This is a genomic window from Streptomyces sp. NBC_00513 (genome assembly GCF_041431415.1).
GTDB lineage: Bacteria > Actinomycetota > Actinomycetes > Streptomycetales > Streptomycetaceae > Streptomyces.
In genome coordinates, this window is the sequence record NZ_CP107845.1 from 7,876,787 (window position 1) to 7,901,467 (window position 24,681).

General features: G+C 67.5%; 16 protein-coding genes and 2 pseudogenes. 15 read left to right on the top strand and 3 right to left on the bottom strand.

Annotated elements, in window-relative coordinates:
- Nucleotides 1-134 precede the first annotated feature (134 nt).
- From OHA84_RS35495 to OHA84_RS35530, 8 genes and pseudogenes are all read left to right on the top strand, one after another.
- Nucleotides 135-374, top strand: a pseudogene (locus OHA84_RS35495) (transposase); the annotation flags it as partial.
- A 462-nt stretch (nt 375-836) separates the two neighbouring features.
- The gene (locus OHA84_RS35500) at nt 837-2,165 is read left to right on the top strand and encodes a D-arabinono-1,4-lactone oxidase (protein ID WP_266967485.1); all 1,329 of its coding nucleotides are present in this window, start codon (nt 837-839) and stop codon (nt 2,163-2,165) included.
- On the top strand, nt 2,162-3,172 hold the full coding sequence (locus tag OHA84_RS35505; RefSeq protein WP_266967483.1) for a 1-aminocyclopropane-1-carboxylate deaminase/D-cysteine desulfhydrase: 1,011 nt from the start codon (nt 2,162-2,164) through the stop codon (nt 3,170-3,172). Before OHA84_RS35500 ends, OHA84_RS35505 begins: the two co-directional genes overlap by 4 nt.
- Complete coding sequence (locus OHA84_RS35510) at nt 3,169-4,848, top strand: succinic semialdehyde dehydrogenase (RefSeq protein ID WP_266967481.1); 1,680 nt, start codon at nt 3,169-3,171, stop codon at nt 4,846-4,848. The genes OHA84_RS35505 and OHA84_RS35510 overlap by 4 nt, the downstream gene beginning before the upstream one ends.
- Nucleotides 4,849-5,148: 300 nt before the next feature.
- On the top strand, nt 5,149-7,056 hold the full coding sequence (locus OHA84_RS35515; protein WP_266967479.1) for a GMC family oxidoreductase N-terminal domain-containing protein: 1,908 nt from the start codon (nt 5,149-5,151) through the stop codon (nt 7,054-7,056).
- Nucleotides 7,057-8,049: 993 nt separating this feature from the next.
- Nucleotides 8,050-8,712: a TetR/AcrR family transcriptional regulator gene (locus tag OHA84_RS35520; RefSeq protein ID WP_266967477.1), complete on the top strand. Its 663-nt coding sequence runs from the start codon at nt 8,050-8,052 to the stop codon at nt 8,710-8,712.
- A 1,549-nt stretch (nt 8,713-10,261) separates the two neighbouring features.
- Nucleotides 10,262-12,241 (top strand): nitrate- and nitrite sensing domain-containing protein, encoded by a 1,980-nt coding sequence (locus OHA84_RS35525; protein WP_266967475.1) that lies wholly within the window; start codon nt 10,262-10,264, stop codon nt 12,239-12,241.
- 1,101 nt (nt 12,242-13,342) lie between these two features.
- On the top strand, nt 13,343-14,308 hold the full coding sequence (locus OHA84_RS35530; RefSeq protein ID WP_266967474.1) for an RICIN domain-containing protein: 966 nt from the start codon (nt 13,343-13,345) through the stop codon (nt 14,306-14,308).
- Nucleotides 14,309-14,857: 549 nt separating this feature from the next.
- On the opposite strand, the gene OHA84_RS35535 is transcribed toward OHA84_RS35530, so the two are convergent.
- Both OHA84_RS35535 and OHA84_RS35540 read right to left on the bottom strand, forming a co-directional pair.
- On the bottom strand, nt 14,858-15,235 hold the full coding sequence (locus OHA84_RS35535; RefSeq protein WP_266967473.1) for a transposase family protein: 378 nt from the start codon (nt 15,233-15,235) through the stop codon (nt 14,858-14,860).
- Between the two features lie 261 nt (nt 15,236-15,496).
- Nucleotides 15,497-16,519, bottom strand: coding sequence for an AraC family transcriptional regulator (locus tag OHA84_RS35540; protein ID WP_266967472.1), 1,023 nt, complete (start codon nt 16,517-16,519; stop codon nt 15,497-15,499).
- Between the two features lie 240 nt (nt 16,520-16,759).
- On the opposite strand from OHA84_RS35540, the gene OHA84_RS35545 reads away from it, so the two are divergent.
- The 7 genes and pseudogenes from OHA84_RS35545 to OHA84_RS35575 all read left to right on the top strand — a co-directional run bounded on the left by OHA84_RS35545 (nt 16,760) and on the right by OHA84_RS35575 (nt 23,041).
- Complete coding sequence (locus OHA84_RS35545) at nt 16,760-17,707, top strand: carbohydrate kinase family protein (protein ID WP_266967470.1); 948 nt, start codon at nt 16,760-16,762, stop codon at nt 17,705-17,707.
- A complete protein-coding gene (locus tag OHA84_RS35550) occupies nt 17,704-18,420 on the top strand; it encodes an MFS transporter (protein WP_266967468.1) in 717 nt (238 codons plus the stop codon). Before OHA84_RS35545 ends, OHA84_RS35550 begins: the two co-directional genes overlap by 4 nt.
- Before the next feature lie 250 nt (nt 18,421-18,670).
- Nucleotides 18,671-18,898 (top strand): hypothetical protein, encoded by a 228-nt coding sequence (locus tag OHA84_RS35555; protein ID WP_266967466.1) that lies wholly within the window; start codon nt 18,671-18,673, stop codon nt 18,896-18,898.
- Nucleotides 18,895-20,280, top strand: coding sequence for a flavin monoamine oxidase family protein (locus OHA84_RS35560; RefSeq protein WP_266967465.1), 1,386 nt, complete (start codon nt 18,895-18,897; stop codon nt 20,278-20,280). The genes OHA84_RS35555 and OHA84_RS35560 overlap by 4 nt, the downstream gene beginning before the upstream one ends.
- Complete coding sequence (locus OHA84_RS35565; protein ID WP_125621541.1) at nt 20,277-20,696, top strand: hypothetical protein; 420 nt, start codon at nt 20,277-20,279, stop codon at nt 20,694-20,696. Before OHA84_RS35560 ends, OHA84_RS35565 begins: the two co-directional genes overlap by 4 nt.
- An 82-nt stretch (nt 20,697-20,778) precedes the next feature.
- Nucleotides 20,779-21,426: a class II aldolase/adducin family protein gene (locus OHA84_RS35570; protein WP_266967464.1), complete on the top strand. Its 648-nt coding sequence runs from the start codon at nt 20,779-20,781 to the stop codon at nt 21,424-21,426.
- 102 nt (nt 21,427-21,528) lie between these two features.
- Nucleotides 21,529-23,041 (top strand): annotated as a pseudogene (locus tag OHA84_RS35575) (aldehyde dehydrogenase family protein).
- Between the two features lie 521 nt (nt 23,042-23,562).
- On the opposite strand, the gene OHA84_RS35580 reads toward OHA84_RS35575, so the two are convergent.
- A complete protein-coding gene (locus OHA84_RS35580) occupies nt 23,563-24,633 on the bottom strand; it encodes a zinc-binding dehydrogenase (RefSeq protein WP_266967460.1) in 1,071 nt (356 codons plus the stop codon).
- Nucleotides 24,634-24,681: the final 48 nt, after the last annotated feature.

Here is a 24,681-nt window from a genome sequence, read left to right on the forward strand (position 1 = left end):
CGCCCGCGACAGCCACTACAAACAACGCGGACATACCCCTTAACTGTGATTGCAGTACTAGGGCCTGTGTGGTGTCGTGATCAGTTAACGGGTTCTGCCCTCTTCGGGGGGTGGAACCCGGTAGGACTGTTGTCGTGACACGAAGGCAACTCACCCATGCCCAGTGGAAGTTCATCGAACCGTACCTGCCGATCGGGAGGTACGGCCCGTACCCCGAACGTCTGCGGGAGCAGTTCGAGGGGGTGATCTGGCGGTTTAGGTCCAGCGGACAGTGGCGGGAGATGCCTGCCGAGTTCGGCCCGTGGGCCACCGTCTACGGGCGCTTCCGCGTCTGGCGGAACGCCGGCGTCTTCACCGCCCTGCTGGAAGGGCTGACTCGTCTGCGTCTGCTTTGGTGCTGGCCGGGTGTGTCGACGCCGGACACGCGCATCCACGTCATGTAGACCTGCCGCCTGCGAGCGGCTGGGCATTGCCGCCAGCCAGGCGCTGGCCGGAGCTGGCATCGGCGTCTCCAACGGCACCCCTGGGGCCCGGTGACACCACCCCCTCAGGCCATCGCTCGACAGGGGGACACAGTCACGCCGGGCCCGGAGGCCAGCGGCCTTCTTGCAGGACCGCGAAGAACGTGACGGGGGCGAGGACGAGGGCGGGGAGGCAGGGCGGATTGTCCGGTGGTCGCCTTGGGACGCTGCAGTGGCACCCACAATCTTGAAGGTATCTTCTAGATTTGCTGTAGAGTGGAGATATCGGCGTGGTCGCGATCGTGATCAATTGGGCCGGTGGCTCGACATCGCGTCGACGATCCTCCCTGTGCGGGCTTTTGTTGAGGAGTGGGCATGAGCAAGAGGCACGTGTGGACGAATTTCGCGGGTGATCAGAGCTGTTACCCAGCGGTGTTCGAGAGGCCTGGGGCTCCGGCGGAGGTGGCAGAAGCCATTGGCCGTGCGGCAGTGGCCGGCCGCACGGTCCGGGTGGCGGGAGCCGGGCATTCCTTCACCGACGGCGTGTTGACCGATGGGACCCTACTGTCGCTGGAGCGCATGAATCGCGTGCTCGACATCGATCCGGCGACCGGTCTGGTACGTGTCGAGGCTGGAATATCGCTGGGAGCGCTCAGTGCGGTGATGTACGACCATGGTCTTGCGTTCGCGAACCTCGGCGACATCGATGTGCAGTCGATCGCCGGCGCGACAGGGACGGGCACTCACGGCACCGGCATTGCGCTGCCCAACCTGTCCGCAGGCTTGAAATCGATCGAGCTCGCCCTCGCCGACGGCAGCATCCTGGAAGTCGGTCAGGGGGTGGATTCCGACGCCTGGAGGGCCGCGCGGGTGGGCATGGGTGCCCTGGGTGTCGTCACTGCGGTGACGCTGCAGGCCGTGCCGGCTTTCACTCTCAGTGCCGAGGACACGACTGCGCCGTTGGAGACGGTTCTGCGCAGCCTCGACGAGCGCGTCGACAGCAACGACCACTTCGGCTTCTTCGCCTTCCCACACAGCGAGTTGGCCATGACGAAGACCTGGAACCGGACCTCGGCCGCCCCTCGTCCGCGATCAAGAGCCGGGGCATGGTGTCATGACATGCTCCTGACCAATCATGCCTACTTGGGTGTGTGTTTGCTCGGTCGAGCACGTAGAGGGTGGATTCCGACGCTGAACCGGCTGGCCTCGGCTTGTTCAGGAACGACCAGGTACGTCGACCGTTCCTACCGGGTATTCGCAACGCCACGCCGAGTACCCCTGACCGAGATGGAGTATGCAATCCCGCGTGCGTACGCCGCCGAGGCGGTGCGGACCGTCATGAAGATCGCCGAGAGGCACGAGTTCGATGTGCCCACTCCGCTGGAGGTCCGCTTTGTCGCCGCAGATGATGCGTACCTCAGTCCGGCAGGCGGCCGTGAGACCTGCTACATCGCCGTGCATCAGTTCGCGGGCATCCCATGGGAGCGGTATTTCCGAACCGTGGAGCAGGCCATGATCGACTTCGGTGGACGGCCGCACTGGGGCAAGCGGCATTTCCTCACCGCAGACATGCTGCGCCGCCAGTATCCACACTGGGACCGCTTCCAGGCAGTGCGAGCTCGCCTTGACCCTCACGGGGTGTTCACCAACGATCACATCAGGCGCGTCCTGGGCCGCCCGGTCGGTGCAGGTGAACCGGCATGAGCCCCTCGGTCCCGCTTCTGCACCAGCGCTTCCCGGCGCTGCGGGAGGCACTGCCTCACCTACGCCTGGGATCGGCTCCCACACCTGTGCGTCGCCTCCCGGGACTGTCCACGGGAGCCGCGCCCCTGTGGATGAAGTGCGAGGGTGCCTTCGGCGATGGTGGATGGGGCGGCAACAAAGTACGCAAACTTGAATGGCTGCTGGCTGACGCCCTCCGTCAAGGCCGGCGCACCATCCTGACCGTGGGCGGCCTGGGAACCAATTGGGGATTGGCGACCGCCTTGTACGCACGCGACCAGGGCCTGCACACGGCACTCGCCCTGATTGACCAGCCCGTCGACGACCACGTACGCGCGCAGCTCACACGTCTGGAGCAGAGCGGTGCGACCGTGCACTTCACGCACACGAAGGCGAGAACCCTCGCGCTGGCGCCCTTCCTGGCCGCCCGTCACATGACTGGCGGCCGACTGCCGTACTTCATCCCACCGGGTGGTTCGTCACCCATCGGCGTACTCGGTTATGTCGAGGCAGCACTGGAGATCGCCGCCCAGGTACGTTGCGAAGTTCTCCCCGAACCGTCGCACATCGTCACCGCCGTCGGATCCGGAGGCACGGCAGCGGGACTGCTGCTCGGCCTCCAACTGTGCGGCCTGCGCAACACCAAGGTGGTCGCCGTCGTCGTCAACGACACGCTGCGACTGGACCCACCCAGCCTCGTCCGGCTGGCTTGCCGCACCAAGAAGGTGCTCGTGTCGCTCGGAGCGGACCTTCCGCCGACCGACATCCGCAGGAACGGCCTGATCGTCGTACGGGACTGGCTCGGGCCGGCTTACGGCCACGCGACAGAGGACGGAGAACACGCACGGCAAGTGGCCGCGGATACAGAAGACCTCGTCCTCGAACCCGTCTACACCGCCAAGTCGATGGCCGCCCTGCTCGCCCTGAACGCCGTAGGACGCTTGGGGGCCGGCCCCGTCCTCTATCTGGACACGAACGGACCACGATGAAAGCACACAGCACATCCACCAGTGACGCCCAACTCGACGGCGCCCGGCGCGACGTGTCCACCGCCGGCAATCCGGTTGCCGATCCCGGCAGCCGGACGGCTCTCGACGTTGTTACACCCGAGTTGGTCGCCCGCCTCGTACGCGGCGTGGTGACCGGGACGCGCCACGCGGTCTCAAGCGGCTCGGCCACTGCGAGCCTGACCGCCAACTACTGCCCGTTCACCGGGGGAAAGCTCGCTGAACTGCCTGTATCGACCTCTGCGGACGTGGACACCGCCTTCGCGCGGGCCCGCGAGGCCCAGCAAGCCTGGGCCGCCACCCCGGTCCGCCATCGGGCCGCGGTCCTCCTCCGCTTCCACGACCTGCTGCTGCGTCGGCAGTCGGAGGCCCTGGACATCATTCAGCTGGAGACCGGCAAGACACGGCTGCACGCCCACGAGGAGATCCAAGGCGTCTGCGTCGCCGCCCGCCACTACGGGCGCAACGCGTCCGCCTACCTGCGCCCCAAGGCACACCTGGGAGTCATCCCGTCCCTCACCAAGGTCACCGAGCTGCGCCAGCCGCGCGGGATCGTGGGCCAGATCGTGCCCTGGAACTACCCTCTGGGGCTCTCGGTCGGGGACGCATTGCCCGCCTTCGTCGCGGGAAACGCTGTGGTGATGAAACCGGACAGCCAGACCGCGCTCACCGCCCTGTGGGCGCGCGAGTTGCTGATCGAGGCCGGCCTCCCGGCAGAGGTGTGGCAGGTCGTCGTCGGCGAGGGCCATGTCATCGGCCCCGCTGTCGTCGAACGCGCCGACTACGTCTCCTTCACCGGCTCCACTCGCACCGGCCGCGAGGTCGCTCGCAGCGCCGCTGCCCGGCTGGTGGGCTGCTCTCTGGAACTCGGCGGCAAGAACGCCATGCTGGTGCTCCACGACGCGGACCTGGACAAAGCGGCGGCCGGCGCGGTCCGCGCCTGCTTCAGTTCCGCTGGCCAGCTGTGTGTCTCCATAGAGCGGCTGTACGTACATGTATCCCTGGCGGACGACTTCCTGAGCCGCTTCGCCGCCCGGACCAGGGCCATGCGGCTGGGCACCCCGCTGGGGTACGGCGCAGACATGGGATCCCTGGTCTCCAGACGCCAGCTGGAAACCGTCACCCGCCACGTCCAGGACGCCGTCGACAAAGGGGCCACGGTGATCACCGGTGCCCGCCACAGGCCCGAGATCGGCCCGCTGTTCTACGAGCCCACCATCCTGGAAGGCGTCAGCACACGGATGGCGATCCACGAGGAGGAGACCTTCGGCCCAGTGGTCTCGGTCTACCGGTTCACCGACGAGGACGAGGCGGTCGCGCTCGCCAACACCACCGTGTACGGACTCAACGCCAGTGTCTGGTCCACCGACGGGCGCCGCGCCCGAGCGGTCGCCGCACGACTCCGGGCCGGAACGGTCAACGTCAACGAGGGCTACGCCGCCGCCTACGGCAGCGTCCGCTCCCCGATGGGCGGCATGGGCGACTCGGGCCTGGGCCGCCGCCATGGCTCCGAAGGCATATTGAAGTACACAGAGGCACAAACCGTTGCTCACCAACGCCTGCTCCCGCTCGGCCCCGCCTTCGGCATGAACGACGAGAAGTACGCGTCGTTCCTCAGCCGAAGCCTGCACGCGATGAAGGCGCTCCGCCTCCGCTGACTCAGCCACCGGATCCGACGCGAGGTCCCCCTGACGACACGCCTGGGCCCGTCTCTTTCGGATCTTGTCCCGTCCGCGCCGTCCGACACCGTACCTCGCTGCGTTGTCGGGGCATCTCGGTACTTCCAGTACGGGGAAGAAACCTCCGCCTTGAGATACACGGCGCCGGACCACGCAGGTCCGGCCGACAAGATCCGCAAGAGAGGTCCTCGCGCCCTCGCCCAGCCGGCACTACTCACACAGCACGCCGCCGCCGACCACGATCCGCGCCCGGCCCAGACGCAGCCGATGGAGGTACCAATGTCATCAGACAAGCGCACCCATGAGCAGACTGCTCATCCCGAAGCAGCCGAGGGCGGGAACGTCCCCGCCCTCGACTACGACGTCATCGTCATCGGCTCCGGCTTCGGCGGATCCGTGTCGGCGCTACGCCTGACCGAGAAGGGCTACCGCGTCGGTGTCCTGGAGGCCGGCCGCCGCTTCACCAACGAGACCCTGCCAAAGAATTCCTGGGACCTGCGCAACTACCTCTGGGCCCCGGCGCTGGGGTTCTACGGCATCCAGCGCATCCATCTCCTGGGCAAGGTGATGGTGCTCGCCGGCGCGGGCGTGGGTGGCGGTTCGCTGAACTACGCCAACACCCTTTACGTGCCGCCCACAGCGTTCTTCCGGGACCCACAGTGGGGGCACATCACCGACTGGGCGCAAGAGCTCAAACCGTACTACGACCAAGCGCAGCGGATGCTCGGGACGCGGTCCACCCGGACCATGACCCCCTGTGATATCCACCTCCAGGACGTGGCGGAGAAGATGGGAGTCGGCGATACCTTCCGCATGGCCTCCGTAGGGGTGTTCTTCGGTGACGGTGAGGACGCCGATGGAGCGGTGCGCGTCGATCCCGGCCAGTCTGCCCCGGACCCGTACTTCGGGGGCGTGGGACCATCCCGCAAGGCGTGCACCGAGTGCGGGGAATGCATGACAGGTTGCCGTTACGGCGCCAAGAACACCCTCAATGAGAACTACCTGCATCTCGCCGAGATGTCCGGCGCGGTGGTGCACTCGATGACCACAGTCGTCGCAGTCGCCGAGGAGCCCGGTAGTGGCTACCGTGTCATCACCGTCCCTACCGACCAGCGCCGCAAGGGGCGGCAAACGGTGCTCCGCGCACGGCAGGTTGTGATCGCGGCCGGCACCTACGGCACCCAGACACTGCTGCATCGGATGCGGGCCACCGGCCTGTTGCCGCGCATCTCGCCCAAGCTGGGTGAACTGACCCGTACCAACTCCGAGGCGCTGGTGGGTGCCACGACCTCGGACCGGCTCTACCGCAGGAAGCACAGCGGTCCCAAGGTGGACTTCGGCAAGCGGGTGGACTTCAGCAGGGGAGTGGCGATCACTTCCTCCATCCACCCCGATGAGACCACTCACATCGAAGCGGTGCGGTACGGCAAGGGATCAAACGCGATGGCCCCGCTGTCCATCCTCCAAATCCCGTACGGGGGAAGACTGCCGCGCTGGCTGCAGTTCATCGGAGCCAACCTGCGCAGGCCCGGCGATGCGGTCCGGATGATCAACTACCGCCGTTGGTCGGAGCGGACCATCGTCGGACTGGTCATGCAATCCCACGACAACTCGCTGACCACCTGCCTCAGGCCCAAAGGGCTGGGTAAGGGCCTGCTCACCGCACGGCAGGGGCACGGCGAGCCCAATCCGGACCATATTCCCGAGGCCGCAGAGGGCGCCAGACTACTCGCGCGATCCATCAACGGCACCGCGAGCAGCAACGTTGGCGAACTGATGGGAACCCCCCTGACCGCGCATTTCCTCGGCGGCTGCCCGATCGGCCAAGATGCGGAGCACGGCGTCATCGACCCGTACCATCGTCTCTTCGGCTACCCCGGCATTTCGGTGGTGGACGGAGCATCCGTCTCGGCCAACCTGGGCGTGAATCCCTCGCTGACCATCACCGCGCAAGCGGAACGGGCAATGGCGCTATGGCCCAACAAAGATGAGCAGGATTCCCGCCCCGAGCAAGGCGGACCGTACCTGAGGGTGGCACCGGTCGCTCCCGTTTGCCCGGTAGTGCCCGCTGATGCCTTTGCGGCATTGCGGCTGACGGTCACGCTGCCGGTGCCCGTGGTGCCGCCACGGCGGGATCGTGGTGCAGGGCCTGGTGAGGCAGGCCCTGCACCCTCGGCCCTGGCATAGTGGGGGGCTTCGTGGTGCCACGGCATGGAGTCCGGGGCCTGCTGGTGGCCGTGGTTGTTGGGGTATCCGCCCGGGCTCATGATGTGGCCGTTTCGGTCCGGTCCGTTTCGGTCCGGGTCGGCGGGCAGGGGCGGACCTGTTGGGCAGCCCGGGTATGGGTGGTGTGGAGGCAGACCAGGATGTCGTGATGGTTGCGTGGCTGAGATGGACGGCCTGGCGAGGAGCTGGTCGCCTGTTGTCCGGCGCTGGTCGGCAGCCCGCTTCCGCGGCTGTGACACGGGCCTGGCCTGTCGCCGTTCGTGCCGCAAAGCCTTTGGCTCGGGGATGAGTTCAGTGGTCGTCATGGCCGACAGGCCCGTGACGCTCGGGTTGCTGAGATCGCTGCACCCGTCGAGTTCCTGACCCGGCACCCATGATCGACGAGCCAAGGTGCCACGTTTCACCGCCAACCACGCACCAGCTCGTGGGACATCCGGCCGTGGAGTCCTGCGCATCGTCAGGGCAGTTGCACCACGTTGCACCCTGCCGCGGTGATGCGGCGAGTGATGGAACGTGCTTCTCTCTCGTAGATTGAGAAGACAAACGGACCGGGCACAAGGAGAAGTCGGCACGCTCCTGCCCCCGCGAGAGTGATCACCTGTTCGAGTGCCGGCAGCTTTACGCCCGAGCGATATCCGTTGTCGAGATAGACCGGCGCCTCAGGGTGCCCCAGGAGTCCAGCCAGGTGGGCCAAGGCCTTACGATGTGGCTCCATGCGCCACATGTCATACGGGTAGCACCGCAAATAGATCACAGCGCGGGCGGCGTCCTGAGAGGTGCGATAAAACGCCATGACGTCCCTCCGGATGGAGGTGGAAGGGTCTGCGGAGGGTGGCGCGCGACACTGCGTGCAACCGGGTGGACACCACGCGTAGTAATTGCGGGGTCGTAGCAGATGGGCGGTACCTCTCCACCCTAGCCCCCAATGTTGAAGATGTCTACAACATTGCTAGAATGAAAGACATGCCCAACCCTGAGAAGCGCTACGCCAAAGGCGCACGCCGCCGTGAAGAACTGTTGAACGCCGCACTCGAGGTCCTGGCGGAGCAAGGTATCGCGGGCCTTACTCACCGGGCGGTCACCGAACGCGCGGGGTGCCCATTCACTTCCGTCTCCTACTTCTTCGGCACGATCGACCAGCTGGCCGTCGAAGCGATACAGCTCATCGCGGAGAATCTCAATACCCACCTGGAAGCCCTCGCTCAGCGGTTCGAGGGCGGCGAGGCCAGCCCGGCGGATGTTGCTGCCGAATTCTCCAAGCTCTTGACCACGTACTCACCTGCCCTGGAACTGGCCCGCTACGAAGTACTCCTTCACGCTGTGCGCAACCCGAGTCAGACCAACGCGCTGGCCGGCATCGTTCGCAGTATGGAACATGTCGCCGAAGTGGCCCTGCGGGCAGCAGGTGCCAGGCGGCCAGAGGCCGGCGCCCGCGCATTTGCAGCCCTGGCCGAGGGGCTGAACCTGTACCACCTTGTAGGTCTTCGGGCCGACGATGTTGAGGCGGCGAACGCTGCATTTCGCGCTCTGTTCATAGCCTTCGCCATGGACGATCAAGAGCACGCAGCGTGGGAAGAGAACCTCAAGGTCACACCATCAGACAACTGCTCTGGATGAATGCCGGGTGCTGTACAGACTGCGCGAGGTGGCGTGAGTCGGGTGCGCGCGCAGCCAACGGCAAGACCTGACGACGCCCTGGGTACCCCGAACACCTCGACTGGCTCACGCACCGTCAAGTCAGTGCGCCGTACGTCTGACCAGCACAACCTGATCTTCCAGTGATGGGTTCCACCGCCGACTCTTGCCTAACGCGTCTGTCCCTCACGCTTCAGAGTCGTCACCAGCTGCCCGTAGGCGCGCCGGGCTGAGCCCGACGAGGAGGGATGGCTGGGAGCGCTCCAAGGTCGTGATCACATCAGCAATCACCAGTCGCGGGCGTCGCCGGTTTTGCGTCCTGGGAGACGGAGACACCGCAGTCCTGACGTCGCCCACAGCGGCTTCGCCGCGCTCCGGTGACAGCCGGGCCCGAGTGGGAAGAGGTCGGGGTTCGGCGGTGAGCGCTCCTGGAGTGCTGTCTCGACCTCGCTCGAACCGCTCTTGGATGAAGTGTGCTGTGTGCCGCACATCTCCTTGTTCCGGTCCGCCTGGACGTGGGTTGTGGTGCGACCGGGTGTCCGCTGGTCCGGGTGCCGGGTGCCGGGTGCCGGGTGCCGGGTGCCGGGTGCCGGGTGCCGGGTTCCGTGTTCGGGTGGTTTCGGTTCGGGCTGGGCGGCGGAGCGGGACCCGGTGGTTCGGGCCCGGTGTTGGGTCTCAAGGACCGCGCCAGGGCAGGGGTTTCTGGCGCCGGTCGGCAGCCCGCTTCCGCAGCTGTGAGACGGGCCTGGCCTGGTGCCGTTCGTGCCACAACGGGCGGATTTCGAGGTCGAGTTCAGTGGTCATCAGGGCCGACAGGCCGTGACGCTCCTGTCGCTGATGATCGCTGCACCCGTTCCAACCCGGCGTCCATGAGTGATGAGCCAAGGTGCCACGTCGCACCGCCAACCACGCCCAGCTCGCGAGGTGTCGTGCAATCCGTAAGGGATCGCGGGGCCACGGTGATGCACAGGGGGCATGCTTCGGCCCAGCTGGCGATCGGGCGAGAGGGACCCCTCAAAGACTTGAAGAAGCCTTCAATATTTGGCTATTCTACCTCCACCCGCTCCAGCAGCAGCGGGTCGGCGTCGCAGGATGCACCTCACGACCGTGGGGCGAAGCCCTGGACGTCGCGAGGGGTCCTCCACCGGTCCAAGCCACGGGGTGCGGCCTCTGATCTCCCCAGCAATGCGTTGCTGCGCCGGCCTGGCCACCCGCACCATGCGGCAGCGCGCCACCCTGCACCGACCCTTGGCAAGAGGCGGGTCGTGCTGCCAGGCGCGACCTCCGACCTGCACGTAGAGGAGCTGGAACAGCTCAACCGGGGGAGTCGCCCGGGCCGGCCTCGGTAAGGCATGCGGCTGATGGTCGATATCGGCGCCCGAAGGAAAGTGAGCTCATCATCCGGGCGAGTCAGTTTCCCTGCCAATGTGGGTGGTTCACCACCTTGCGCCCAACCTGTGGCGTCCCAGAGTGGGAAAATGCCACGGCCGATCTTCGAATAACTGTGCGACTAGAAGTCGGAGGTCGATGAATGCTCAAGAATTATTACGAGACCGTGCGCGCTGAGCGACTGTACCGCCAGATTCGCTCGCTCGGCAGCCGTGTCATTCGGAAAGGGTTCTGGGAGAAGCAGCGGCTTCCCACCAAAATATCTATATCCCTGCTCGTTCCTGTTCTGCTCGCCGTGGCTTTTGGCGGCCTGCGGCTGCGAGATAATCAAGCCGAATGGCGGTCTGCTTCGACCGCAGAGCAGACTGCCAGGCTGGTTCAGGTGGCAACGCTTGTGGCCCATCATCTCGAGCGCGAACGAGACCTATCTGTGAGTCCGCTCATTGCAGGAAAGCGAGACGGTGGCCTGGTTGGAGATCTTCATCGGGTCACCAGTGCTTCCATATTCACTCTCAAGCAACATGCAGAAATGGCGCCGAGTGCAGGCAGATTGCATGATCGCCTTGTGGAGGTGGACCGTCTTCTGTCCGGACTTCCTGAAGTGAGAGCGCGGGCATACCTTGCTCCCGGGGTGGATACGGAGGAGGCGTATTCGGATATCGTGACATCCCTCCTTGCCCTGACCAATGAGTTGAGTCTAGGTACCGGAAGTAGCGTCACCTCGGATGCGCGAGCGGTGTATGCGATCGCTCTGGCCAAGGAAGCAATTTCGATCAATCGGGCGATTGTCATGCATATGCTGCTGGATGTCCGTAACTCCGGTGACCCAGTCACTCGCCACACCCAAGCGGCCAGGAGTGTCGGGTATCAATCGCTTGCGCAAATAGCCAGAAAGGAGCTGTCGAGTTCCTCGGGGGGCGAGTTCGAGGCGAGTCCGCGCTCGGATCTCACCTCCCCCGGGATGGAGCAGATGGTGAGGCACGTAGGGGCTGGCCTGAGCAACCAGCAGCTCGCCTCCCGAGGGGTCACCCCTGATCGCTGGATGGAGGGTGCAAGCGTTCAATTCGACGAAAGTTGGAGAATCGAGAGTATGCTAACCGCCAGAGCTGTCCATTTTGCGTCGGACAGCACACGGGAGGCGAAAGAGGCTCTCATTGACGAAGTGCTTGCCATGTTGCTTGCTCTCCTGATTACCGCAACGCTTGCCCTGGCGATGGTTCGCTCTATGGTTTCCAGGTTGACAATTCTTCGTGACTCCGTCCATCGCATTGCAAATAAGTCCTTGCCTGATGTTGTCGCTTCCCTCTCCAGTGTGACGTCTGAGGCTATTGACACTGTTATTGCACCGATTTCGGTTGATGGATCGGATGAGATAGCAGAGCTGGCCAGAGCGTTTGACGGCCTACATTTTCAAGCAGTTGATCTGGCCGCAGGGCAAGCTCTTCTCAGGGGCAATGTAAACGCAATCCTGGTCAATATGTCACGTCGAAATCAACATCTGGTCACGCGGCAAGTTGGCTTGATTTCGGAACTGGAAAGAACTGAGATGGACGAAGCTCGGCTTGAGCGTCTATTCGAGATCGACCACCTGGCCGCTCGCATTTTGAGGAATGGAGAGAATTTGCTTGTACTCGGGGGTGATGATTCGGCGGGGCGGCGCCTGGTGCCTGGGTCAATTCCTTTGATCGATGTGCTCCGCGCTGCCATCTCGGAGGTGGAGAGTTACTCTCGAGTGGAACTGAAGGATATCCCCAATATACGAATAGAGGGCGCGGTAGTCATTGATCTCATGCACCTGATAGCCGAGCTGCTTGAGAACGCTACGAAGTTCTCCGTTGAGAATCTCAAAGTCTTGATGACTGCGATTCTTTACCCTGATCGACGATTGGCGATAGAGATTCTCGACAGGGGGCTAGGTATTGCGCCGGATGTGATTGAGGGTCTGAACGATAAACTCAGGATGCCGCCTGCGGTTGATGTAGAGGTCTATTCCCACATGGGACTCTTCGTGGTCGGGAGGCTGGCCTCCAGGCATGGAATGCTGGTTCAGCTCTACCCGTCAAACGGTGCGTCCGGCACGCGCGCCGTCGTTGTTGTGCCCACACGTGCCTGGATCATCTGAGCTCCGTCTGAGCGTCGGCTGCAACGCCCGCGCCAGCTTCGCCTGGGATACGCAGCGCCGCCTCGGGCTCCGCCTCACTTACCGGAAAGATCCACCTCGCTGCCGACCGGAAATGCTGTCCGCCCACGTGAATGCCTGGTGCCGACGAGCTGGTGCTGTTCCAGCAGGTGGTACCGCCGACAGAGGTTATATGTCCACGTCTGCAGGGTGGCGGCTGGCGTCGAGCGGGTAACCGCGAGGCATTGGCCGCGCGCAATTCCGTGGGAACCTGACGGCAGATTCCGCCAGTGCCCCAGCAGTTCCCGCCAACGTGGGATCAGGTGGTCGTCCTGCGGGACTTCATCCACGCGAGGACATACGCTGCCGCGGTTCCGACCGTTCGCCTCAACGGCGAGCCGCCTCATGCGCCGGGGTCCGCTCTGGCGCGTGTTGCAGAGACCCAGAGGTCTCACGGACCGGGGTGACGACAGGCGTAACGGACCTCACCACTCGAACACCGCCGTGAAGCCACTCAGCACCACCGCGATACCTACGAAGGAATTAGGGGCACCCCCCCCGGCTGCGACCGCAGCGCGAGGCGCCCGGTCAGCACCGCGCCGGACGCTGCGGTGCGGGGCTTGATCCGCTCGCCGGGCCGGGTCGGCCGGGAGCAACGGCGGCCACGAGTTCGCGGTAGAACGACGTGCGAAAACGCGTGTTCGCACTGTTCGTTGGTCAACGAAGCCTGTTCCGAGCACCCGAGCCGGTGTGCCGAAGCATCCAATCTTGAAGAGATCTTCTAAATTCGATGTAGGGTGACCATGACGGCGTGGTCGCGATCGCGACTGACCCGACCCGTCGGGGGTGGTGAACCGTGCCGAGCCTGACGTGGAACCGCACGGCATGTGCGCTCCAGCGCCGGACCTCCCTACAAACATTGGATTGGAGTCCTCTGTGATCTCGTTAATGACCACAACGCGCGCCAGGTCCTTGCGCAGGACGGTCACTGCCCTGGTGATCGTCCTGTTATCCCTGACAGCTGGCCTCGCCTCCGCGCCGAGCGCCCATGCCGCCTCGGCGTTGACAGAGTCTTGCCGGACGCGGGAGGAGAGCCTCGACTGCATGAAACTCTTCGCGAGCGGTTCGGGAGGCTTCGTACTCGCGCTGCACCCGGGCGCCCTGTCGAACCAGCAGGTCGTGGTCGACAGGATGGACAACGGGGAGAACCGCTTCTGGAAGCTCAGTGTGAACCGGGCGGACGCGACGTTCGAGATCGTCAACAAGTCGACTGGTACTTGCGTCGGCAGCCAGCCGACCGCCGAGCGCTACGACGTGCTCGTCACCGCGAACTGCCAGAACAACGCCTCACAGCGTTGGTACTTCAACCCTGGCCCCGGCTACAAGTTCATGATCCGCAACGTCGAGTCCGGCAAGTGCCTGGCCGCCTTCGGCGCCGATGTGCGCAACTCCCGGGTGGGTGACCCCGTGATCGCCACACCGTGCCAGCTCCAAACCGGCGGCCAGCACTGGTCGATTGGATCGGGGCCGCACTCCGCGGTCTGGGACCTGGCCATCGACCACGCGGCGAACACCTGCCAGAAGTCAACGGACACCTGCACGTGGAATGCGGAGAGCGAGGCCCCCGCGGCCCCGCTGCCAGGTATCTGCGCGTCGGAGGTGTGGTACAACGACACGCCATACCCGCTCGACCACGTGTTCACCAGGACCAAGACGACCGGCTACTCCAACGAGGTAGGCAGCGAGTTGGAGGTCGGCTTCGAGACGGGGGCTGTCGGCTCGCTGATCGCCAAGGTCACGGCCAAGCTGAAGGTATCCGCCAAGGTCGTGTGGTCGAACTCGCACAGTGAGGCCGAGCAGACGAAGTTCGCTGTGAAGCCCGGAGAGTACGGCTGGTACGAGCTGGCGAAGGTCGCCCAGAAGGTGACAGGCACCTGGACCTTCGGCGTCGGAGGGCCGCACACCTGGACGGTGCGTGACACCGTGACGGTCCCCCTCGAGCACGCCAACGGCCTGACCACCATCCACGTTGCGAAGTCCAGCCCCACTCCGCCCCGCTGCAACTCCTGAGTGGCTCTCGTCGGTCCGGTCCTGTGCGGCGTAGGCGAACGGGAGTCTCGTTCGGGTGATCGCGGCGGGTGCCGAGCATGAGGACGGGGTCTCTTGGTAGCTCGGCAGATTTCACGCCAACGAGCCTGCCAAGAGGCCCTGTTGTAGCGGTTCTGCATCCTCGTGCAGGCCGGGTCCGGTCCGGTCGCCCCGTCGTGCACTGTCTTGCGCACCAGCTCGAGAACGCGGCGGACAGCGGGATGCGCGAGCGCCGCTACCCCACTGGCATGACAGACGCGCAGTGGGCCGTGGCCTGTCCGGTACGGCCAGTGCCGGGCCGTCTGCAGGGACGCGGTGGGCAGTCGGAGGCGTACGGCCGCCAGGCGATGCCGGACACGGTCCACTGTCTTCGGCAACGGAACGAAATAGCGAGCCGTGCCGGCGGCGCGGGCGCGGACAGCCGCGGCTTCGACGGCGGCACGTCGATCAATGGGCGCCAGCCCACGCGTGCATCGCACTCATGACGGGACCTCAATTGAGCTGCAGACGGGGGACGTTCGAGACCCTGATTCAGTTCGGGCATACGACCGGTGGCGGTTCCGTTCTCACTCGGCCGGGCCCACTCCCATTCCGCCGGTTCAGGTTTGCGAAGCCCTGTTCGACGGGGGCGCGTCCGCCGGCCAGGATCCGGTTGGCCTGCTTCTGGCCCGGGGTGAGCTTGCGGGCGCGGGTGGCCTTGTGGCCGGTGACGATGACCAGGTCATCGGGGTTCTCGGGGTTGTCCACGCCGATGAAGCCGAGATCCGCGAGTGCGCCGAGGCCCGCTGCCTTCAGGTGCTCGACGAGCTTGTCACGGCGGGCGGCGGTGGCGTCGTGGGTCCGGCCGGGCCGGGCCGCGGAGATCCAGATCAGGCGGCCCTTCTCGTCGGTCAGGGCGAGGAAACGCAAGCCCTGGCGTGGTGCTTGCCCGAGTAGCTGGGGCGGTTGTCCGGGCGCGGGGTGACGCGGCGGCGCGGACCGCTCCCGGTCTCGTACTTCCACGCACTTGTCGAGGCCGTCGTCGCAGCGCCGGCCTGCCCGCGAACCCGACGTGGCCGCCCCTCCCCGGCAGCGCCTTCTGCGCGCCGCCCGACGCCAGGAGGGAGCGGAAGAGACCGCTCACCGGCTGCCACCGCTGCACCACCGGCCACCTCGACCAACGCCGGCACTTCAGAAGAGCCGCGCGCCTTGTCGCGCCTGGGTCGGCGTGGTGTCGGTCCATCGTTTGTAGGCGCGGCGGAACTCCCGCGGGTCGCTGTAGCCGAGTTCGGCCGCGATGGCGGTGATCGACCTGCGTGTCTGCGTCAGCAGCACGTCGGCCTGCTGTCGCCGTACCCGGTCCTGGATCGTGCCGAAGCTGTACCCGGCTCTGGCGAGGTGGCGGTGGAGGGTGCGGGGGCTCATGCCGAGTGCGTCCGCGACCTGCGTCGCCGTTCTCCGGGAGCGGAGGTCCTGGCGAAGTGCGCCTTCGACGGCCGCCACGACGTCGTCGACCGGGTCGGACTCCAGGATCGCGCGCGTCGCGTGCAGAGCGGCCTCGAACTGTGTGGCGTTCGCCGTGGGAACGCGGCGCTCTTCGAGGGAACCGGGCATGGTGAGAGCCGTGCGTTCGCAGTCGAAGGCGACCGGACAGCGCCACAGCCGGGTGTACGCCGCGGCCCACGGTGGCGGCGGGTAGGACAGTTCAGCGGTCAGCGGGCCGGATGACGGGCCGAACATGAGCCGGGTGAGGACCACGATCCCGGCGAAGGCCTCCTCGGTGAGGAAGACCAGCAGGTCCGGCTCGTGGGTGCGGGGCAGGAGCTCGACCACGTTTCCCTGGTCCGTGCGGGACACGACGTAGTCCATCATCGTGCCCGCCCCTTGGTGGAACCGGGTCGCGACCTCGCGGGCCTCGGCGCCCGTCGACGCGGACCGCACGGCGGTGCCGAGTGTTCCCCAGGTGAGGAGTGGGTCGCGGCTTCCGATCATGAGGCCGATCGGTCCGGCAGGCAGTTCCTTCAGGGCGCGGCGGATCACGGTGGTCGCCTGCCGGTAGGAGACCAGCGTCCGGGACTGCTCCAGCCGGGCCCGGTCCAGGCCCGTGCCCGCGAACCACCTGGCCGTCTCGATTCGGTCGTGGTCGGCCAGTTCGAGCAACCCGGTCAGGATCACCGGAGGAATCGTGGCCTGGTTCAGCTTGGCTTTGTCCACAGTCCGCCTCCTCGACATCCTGTCGCCGCAATCGTCCTCCGCCCGAGGCGAAGAGGGTGCGCGTTCGTGCCACGACGGGGGGAAATGTTGCCACAAGCGCCACGCCGCGCCCAGATTCAAAACGGCGCTTCCTACCGTCACTCAACCGTTCGTGGTCGCGGCCCGGCAACCGGCCGCCGCGCAGCGATGGACGTCGCACCACGAGCCGGGAGCCGGAGCAAGGCGGAGGTGGAACACACGATGAGTGATGTGATGAAGCTGGCGTGCGTGGGCGTGCACGTGCTCGACCATCTGGTGATCGGGATCGAGTCGATACCCGAGCACAACAACGGTCAGCTGGTCGGGACCATCCGCGCCACCGCAGCCGGCACCGCCGGCGGGACAGCGCTGGTGGCGGCGCGACTGGGAGCCGATGTCCGCAGCATCGGAGCGATCGGGGACGACGTCCTCGCGGACACTCTCCTGGCGCTCCTGGTCCGCGAAGGCGTGGACATCTCCGGCCTGGTGCGCAAGGCGGGCCACCAGACATCGGCCTCCGTGCTGCCCGTCCGCCCCAACGGCGACCGCCCGGCCTGGCACTGCATCGGGGCGAACGCGGCGTTCACCGTTGCCGACGTCTCCGACGAACAGCTGCGTGACCTGACGCATCTGCACCTCGGCGGTCCGGAGTTCCTGGGCGGCGACGCCGCCGCCTCGCTGCTGGCCCGGGCCCGCGCGGGCGGTGCGACGACCTCGGTCGACATCCTCGCCCCCGGCGACCCGGGCATCCTGGAGTGGATCGCCGCCGCGCTGCCCCACACCGACTACCTGCTGCCCAACCACGAGCAGGTGCTGGGCTTCACCGGCGCCGACGACCTGGTCACCGGCGCCCGCGCGCTCGTGAGCGCCGGCGCCGGGTGCGTGGCGGTGACCCACGGTGCCCACGGTGCCGTGGTGGTGACCGCGGACGAGGTGCTGGAGGTCCCGGCGTACGCGGTGGAGGCCGTCGACACCACCGGGTGCGGCGACGCGTTCAGCGCGGGCTTCCTGCGCGCCCGGTCGCTCGGGCTCGGGCTGCGGGAGGCGGCCGAGTTCGGCTGCGCGACGTCGGCACAGGTGGTCGGCGGCCTCGGGACGGACGCCGGCACCTACACGCTCGACGCCGTCCGCGCGTTCGCCGCGAGCGCCGACTGCCTGGCCACGCGATGAGCCGCCATCGGAGACCGACCGCGACGACGCTGACGGTCTGCGCGGCATACGCCGCCCAGGGCCTCGGCTACGCCGCGGTCGTCACCGCGCTCCCCGCCGCCAAGGAGCGCATGGACTTCAGCGACACCGTCCTCTCCGTGATTCTGCTCGGGGTCTGCGTCGCCGCGGTGTTCGGGTCGGTGCTGGCGGACGCGGTCGCCGTGCGCCGTGGAAGCCGCAGTGCTCTGTGCCTCGGATTCCTGCTGCAGTCCGCTGCCCTTGCCGGGATGAGCCTCGCCCCCGACCTCGTCGTCTACCTGGGCACGGTCGCCGTCTACGGACTGGGCCTGGGCACGGCCGACGCGGGCAACAACATGCAGGGCGTCGCCCTGCAGAACCGCACCGGGCTGCCCATGATGGGCAGCCTGTACTCGGCCTTCACCGTCGGTGGCATCGTCGGCGCGCTCCTCAGCGCGGCTCTGGCCGGCGGCGGTGTCTCCGCACTGACCCTGGTCGGGAGCGCTGCCCTGGTGCAGCTCGCCGTGGCGCTCACCGGCCGGTTCCGGCTCGTGCCGCATCCTCCGCCCCCCTGTCGGACACCACCTCGCCCGGCAGCCGGCGCACCACCCCGCTCCCCCGAGCGGCGATCTGGGCTGTCGGGTCGCTCGTCCTCGTCGCCTACGTGCTGGACGCGGCGGTCTCGAGGAGCACCGTCTATCTCTCCGACGGGTTGAAGACCTCCGCCGCCGTCGCGCCGGTCGGCTACGCGGCCTACCTGGCGATGGTCCTGCTCGCCCGGCTCGTGACCGACCCGGCCATCCTGCGCTGGGGCCGACGTGGCGTCGGTGTGGGCGCCCTCGTCCTCGGAACGATCGGGTGCGCCCTCGTCGTAGCCGGTCCGGGTGTCGCGGTGATGGTCGCGGGATTCGCGGTCGCCGGGATCGCCACCGGTGTCCTGGTGCCGCCTTCGAGGCCGCCGGTCAGTTGCTGCCCGCCCGCAGCGACGAGGTCATCGCCCGCGTCAACATCTTCAACTATGCCGGCGCCGTCACCGGAGCCGTCGTCCCGGGCCTGCTCGGCACGGGTGCCGGCCTCCGGCTCGGGTTCGTGGCACCGGCGCTCGCGCTTCTGCTCGTACTGCCCCTCGCCCGCCGGCTCCCGACCCGTCTCTCCGATTCCCCCAAGCCTCTTCCCGAAGGAGAACCAGCATGACCGATAGCGTCGATCTCGATGTCGTGGTGGTGGGAGCCGGGCTTTCCGGCCTCGCCGCGGCCCGCAGCCTGCAGCGGTACGGACTGCGCGTGAAGGTGTTCGAGGCGCTCGACAGAGTCGGCGGCCGGGTCGACTCCGCCACCGTCGCCGGTGCGCGTGTCGACCTCGGAGGCACCTTCGTCGGTCCCGACCACGACCACATCAACTCCCTCGCCGACGAGGTCGGGGTGGGCCGCTACCTCACGCACGAGGCCGGGGACAACCTGCTGATGTGGCGCAAGGACCGCAAGCGGTACCGCGGGGCCGTCCCCCCGATCGGCGCGACCTCGTTGCTGGACCTCGCCCGTATCCGTTCCACCCTGGAGCGGATGAGCCGCAGGATTCCCGTCGGCCGCCCGTTGGACGCCCCCGACGCGGCGGGCCTCGACGCCCAGACGCTCGGCGGCTGGCTCACCGCCAAGCACGCCGGCCAGGCCACCAAGGACCTGATGGCGGTGGTGTGCAAGACCTCGTGGGGCTGCGAACCCTCGGAGATCTCGCTGCTGCACGTGCTGCACTACATCGCCCAGGCCAGCGGGCTCGACTCGATGCTCGACACCCGCGACGGCGCCCAGGAGCAGCACTTCGTCGAGGGCTCGCACGAGGTCGCGGTCCGCGTCGCCGACGGACTGGGCGCGGACACCGTCCGCCTGGGGTCGCCGGTCCTGCGGATCGACTGGAGCGACGACGCCGTGACCGTCCACACCGACGACGGCCCCACCACCGCGCGGCGCGTCATCGTCGCGGTTCCGCCGGCCCTGCGACGCCGGATCCGGTTCGTCCCCGAACTCCCCGCCGCGCACCGGCGCCTCTCACAGCGCTGGTCGCCCGGCATCCTGTCCAAGATCTACGCCGTCTACGACACACCGTTCTGGCGCGAACAGGGCCTCAGCGGCACGACGATCTCCGACGAGGGCCCCATCTTCATCACCTTCGACGCCAGCCCTCCCGACGCCTCCCGCGGTGTCATCCTCGGCTTCATCGGAGGCGACTACGCACGCGAGTGGGACGAGGTGGACGCCGACGAACGGCGGCTGCGCGCGCTCTCGGCGCTCGGGGACCTCTTCGGTGAACGCGCCATTGAACCCCGCGGCTACACCGACCAGCGATGGGGCGAGGAGGAATGGCTCGGCGGCGGCCCCACGGCGGCACCGGGCCCCGGATCGGTCGCCTCGTTGCACGCCCGGCTGGCGGAGCCGGTCGGCCCCATCCACTGGGCCGGCACCGAGACCGCGCGACGCTGGGCCGGATTCATGGACGGCGCGGTCGCGGCCGGCGAACGCGCGGCCCGCCAGACCGCCATCGAACTCACCACCACACACGACGAGAAGGCAAGCCGATGACCTGGAGCACCCACCACAGCCAGCTGACCACCGCCACCGCCGCCCAGCTGTGGAAGCGCTGGACGACCGCCGCCCTGTGGCAGCTCGACGACCCCGGCGTTGCGTGGGCCCAGATCGACGGCCCCCTCACCGTCGGAACCACCGGACTCGTCAAGGACCACGGCGCCCCCGCCCAGAAGATCGAGTTCACCCGCGTCGAACACGAACGCGCCATGGACTTCGTCATCCGGCTGCCACTGGCCACCCTGACCATCACCCACGACATGGAGCCCTTCGGTGAGGGCATGCGCGCCACCCACGGCGTCGTCCTCGACGGCCCCCTGCACCGCCTCTACGCCGTGTTGCTCGGCGGGAAACTCGCACGCCAGCTCCCCCTCGTGGTCCGCAACGTGACGGCCGGCGCCCTGACGCACTGAGCCGCCCGAACAAACCCGAAAAGCCATCATCCGTTGCGACGACATGAGGCAACGGCACGAGAACGGAAGCGGTGAATGCACAGTGGACGACACGAACGAACTGAAGACCCGGCAAGCTCTCGTCGACGCCAGCCGGCACCTCCACGACACCGGGCTCGTCACCGGCACATCGGGAAACCTCAGCGTCCGCGTCGGCGACCAGGTACTCGTGACGCCGTCCGGAGTGAGCTACCAGACGCTGGAACCCGGCGACATCGCCCGCGTCACACTCGACGGCGAGGTCCTCGACGCGGGCGCGACCTCACCTTCCTCGGAAACCCCCCTCCACCTGGGGATCTACCGTACAACCGACGCCCAGGCGATCGTGCACACGCACGCGCCGTGGGCCACCGCCGTCGGCCTGGTGCGCGACGAGCTGCCGAGCGTCCACTACTCCATCCTCCTGCTCGGAGGCCCGATCCGCGTGGCGCCCTACGCGACCTTCGGCAGCCAGGAGCTCGCCGACAACGTGCGCCTCGCGATGCTCGACCGGAGGGCCGCGCTCATGCGCAACCACGGCGCGGTCGCCAGTGGCGCCACCTTGGCCGAGGCGGTCCACAACGCCGAATCGGTCGAATGGCTCGCACGCCTGTACCTGGGGGCAGCCCAACTCGGAGAGCCGGCAACGCTGACGAGCGAGCAGCTCGAAGACGTATGGCGCCGTGCCACAGCCAGCGGATACCGGCCCTGACCCAACCTCCGGGCGCCAGCGCCACAAGGCCCGCGGGCGCCCACAAAGCACCGTAACGACTCGCCTTCTGAGCCATGCCACGGTCGAAGCGAAAGGGATTTCGTGAGTCCTACCAGCCAAGCAGCCGTCAGCCGGCGCCTAGCCACCGCCACCACGTTCGACTCGCTCGACCCCGCCACCGACGAGGTCGTCGGTACCCACCCGGTGCACACCGACGAGGAGGTACGCGCGGCCGTCGACCTCGCCCGCACCGAGGCCGCGTGGTGGGCCGGCCTCAGCTTCACGGAGCGCGGGCGGCACCTGACGGCGTGGAAGGCCACGATGGTCCGGCGACTGCCCGAGCTCGTCGAAACCGTGCACCGCGAGACCGGCAAACCGCTCGGCGACGCGATGCTCGAAGCAGGGCTCGCGATCGAATACATCGAGTGGGCCGCCGGACACGCGAGGAAGGTGCTCGGTCGGCGCAAGGTGTCCGCGGGCCTGCTGATGTTCAACCAGTCCGCGTCGGTGGCCTACAAACCGCTGGGGGTGATCGGCGTGATCGGGCCGTGGAACTACCCGGTCTTCACACCGCTCGGGTCGATCTCCTACGCACTGGCGGCCGGCAACGCCGCGGTCTTCAAGCCCAGCGAGTACACCCCGGGTGTGGGTGTGTGGCTCGCCGAGCGCGATTCGAGGAGGCCGTGGGCCGTCCGGTCCTCAAGGTCGTCACCGGCCTCGGCGCCACCGGCGCCGCACTGTGCCACGCCGGGGCCGACAAGATCGCCTTCACCGGATCGACGGCCACCGGCAAGAAGGTGATGGCCGCGTGCGCCGAGTCACTCACACCGGTGGTCATCGAGGCCGGGGGCAAGGACTCCCTGATCGTCGACGCCGACACCGACGTCCCCGCCGCCGCCGACGCTGCGCTCTGGGGCGCGTGCAGCAACGCCGGGCAGACGTGCATCGGCGTCGAGCGGGTCTACGTACACGAGCAGGTGTACGACGAGTTCGTCGACGCGCTCACGGCCAAGGCCGCCGGTCTGTACGCGGGCTCCGGCGCCGAGATCGGGCCGATCACCATGCCGAGCCAGCTGGACGTCATCCGCCGGCACGTGCGGGACGCCCTCGACGAGGGCGGTCGCGCGCTGGTCGGCGGCCTCGACGCCGTGGGCGAGCGCCATGTACAGCCGACCATCCTGGTCGATGTGCCGGAGAACTCCCTGGCGGTGCGGGAGGAGACCTTCGGACCGACGGGGTGACCGTCGCGAAGGTGCGGGACATGGACGAGGCCGTCGAACTGACCAACGCGACCGCCTACGGTCTCGGAAACACGGTCTTCAGCAAGCGCCACGGCATGGCGATCGCCGAGCGGATCCGCTCGGGCATGTCGTCGGTCAACGGCGTGATCAGCTTCGCCGGCATACCGGGCCCGCCCTTCGGCGGCGTCGGCGAATCCGGCTTCGGCCGCATCCACGGGCCCGACGGCCTGAAGGAGTTCACCTTCGCCAAGGCGATCGCCCGGCAGAGGTTCAGGCCGTTGCTCGCACTGACCACCTTCGACCGCCCCGAGAAGACCGACAGGCTGTTTACCTGGGTGATCGGCCTGCTCCACGGGCGCGAGCCGAGGAGGTAGGGCAAAAGCACCCAGGGCCATCAACGACGACCTCGCCCTGCTCCCGAGCCCGCCGGATCGACAGCACGCCGACCGGGCCCGGTTTCGGTGGTAGGTCGTACGGCACATGGCGCGTCCCCCACCTCCGGCTCCCGTACGGGCCTGGTACCGCCAAGCCCTGCGGTCCGCACGAGGCCATCCACTCCTCGCGCCGCATCGTGCCGCCGGCCCAGGAGCATTCGCCGCCTGTCTAGACGTACAGCACCGGCCATACGGCCATCCGGCGTCGGATGAGCTCCGTCGCGACGCAAGCCTGAGCCCGTACGGCCTGCTCTCATCCAGCCCTGTCGGGCCGCCGGAGCGGGCCTCGAGCAGCGCCTGGTGCTCACCGCCCGACTCCTGGCCACACCGGTCCACCCGCGGAGGGCCGGCCGTCCGCCGGAACCGTCTGAGGGAGCGTGGGCCCCCGCGACGTCGCGGGGAAGGTGGACCGGGCGTTCGGTGGGGCTCGGGGGGTGCGGGGGGTGCGGGCGCTCGGTCCCTCAGGGGGTGAGTACGAACCTGATCGGATCGCCGATCTTCTTCTCCAGCCGAGCGACCGCGTCCGCCGCCTCCGCCAGCGGGACATGGGCGGTGATGGAAGGCGCCAGGTCGATGCGCCCGGCGGACGTCAGGCTGATGAGCTGTTCCACGTGCTCGGGGCCGGAACCGTAGTGGCCGCGGATCTGGTGACCCAGGTAACTGAACTCCGTGCTGTCCCTGACGACGATCGGTTCCGGGGTGAGCCCGGCCAGCACCAGGACCCCGCCGGGCGCCAGTACGGCGGTAGCCTGCGCGCGGGCCGCACCCACGCCGGCGAAGTCGAACGCGACCTCGATGCCCCGCCCGCCCGTGGCCTCGGCCAGCGCCGCCGCGAAGTCGTCCGCGGTCGGGTCGAGCGCGAAGTCGGCGCCGAACACCAAGGCGCGCTCGCGGGCGGCGAGGATCGGATCGACGGCGATGATCGGGGCCGCGCCGACCATGCGGGCGAGCCGGATGCCGTGTGCTCCCAGACCGCCGGCACCCCAGATGCCGACCGACTGCGCGGGGCGAACCGCGCCCGTCTCGACGATGGCCGCGTACGGGGTGGAGACCGCGTCGGGGATGATCGAAGCCTGGTCGAAGGGCAGGTCGTCCGGGATCGGGGCCAGGGTGTCCTCACGGGCCAGCGCGTACTGGGCCCATCCGCCGTCGTAGTCCACGCCGCGTGTCAGCGGCCGCAGGCACGATGCGCGACGCAGGCAGCCGACGCAGCCGCCGCACGCCTGTCCGGCTTGGAGCACGACCCGCCTGCCCGGTGTCCAGTGGCCGTTCAGATTCGGGCCGGGGGTGTGGACGACGCCCGCGACCTCGTGGCCGAGGGTGACGGCACGGGAATTCGCTACCGCGTCGACGGGGAAAGACGGGCTGAGGCTGCCGTCGATCAGATGGACGTCGGACAGGCATACTCCGGCGGCCCGGACCTCGACGAGGACCTCGCCCGATCCGGGGACCGGTACCGGGACCTCTTCGACGGCGAACGTATTGCTGTCCAGGTGAAGCCGTCCGGCGAGCATGGTGGTCGGAACGCTCATGTGGGGAACCTCGATTCCGCTGGGCTGGTTCGATCGTTTTGATCGATC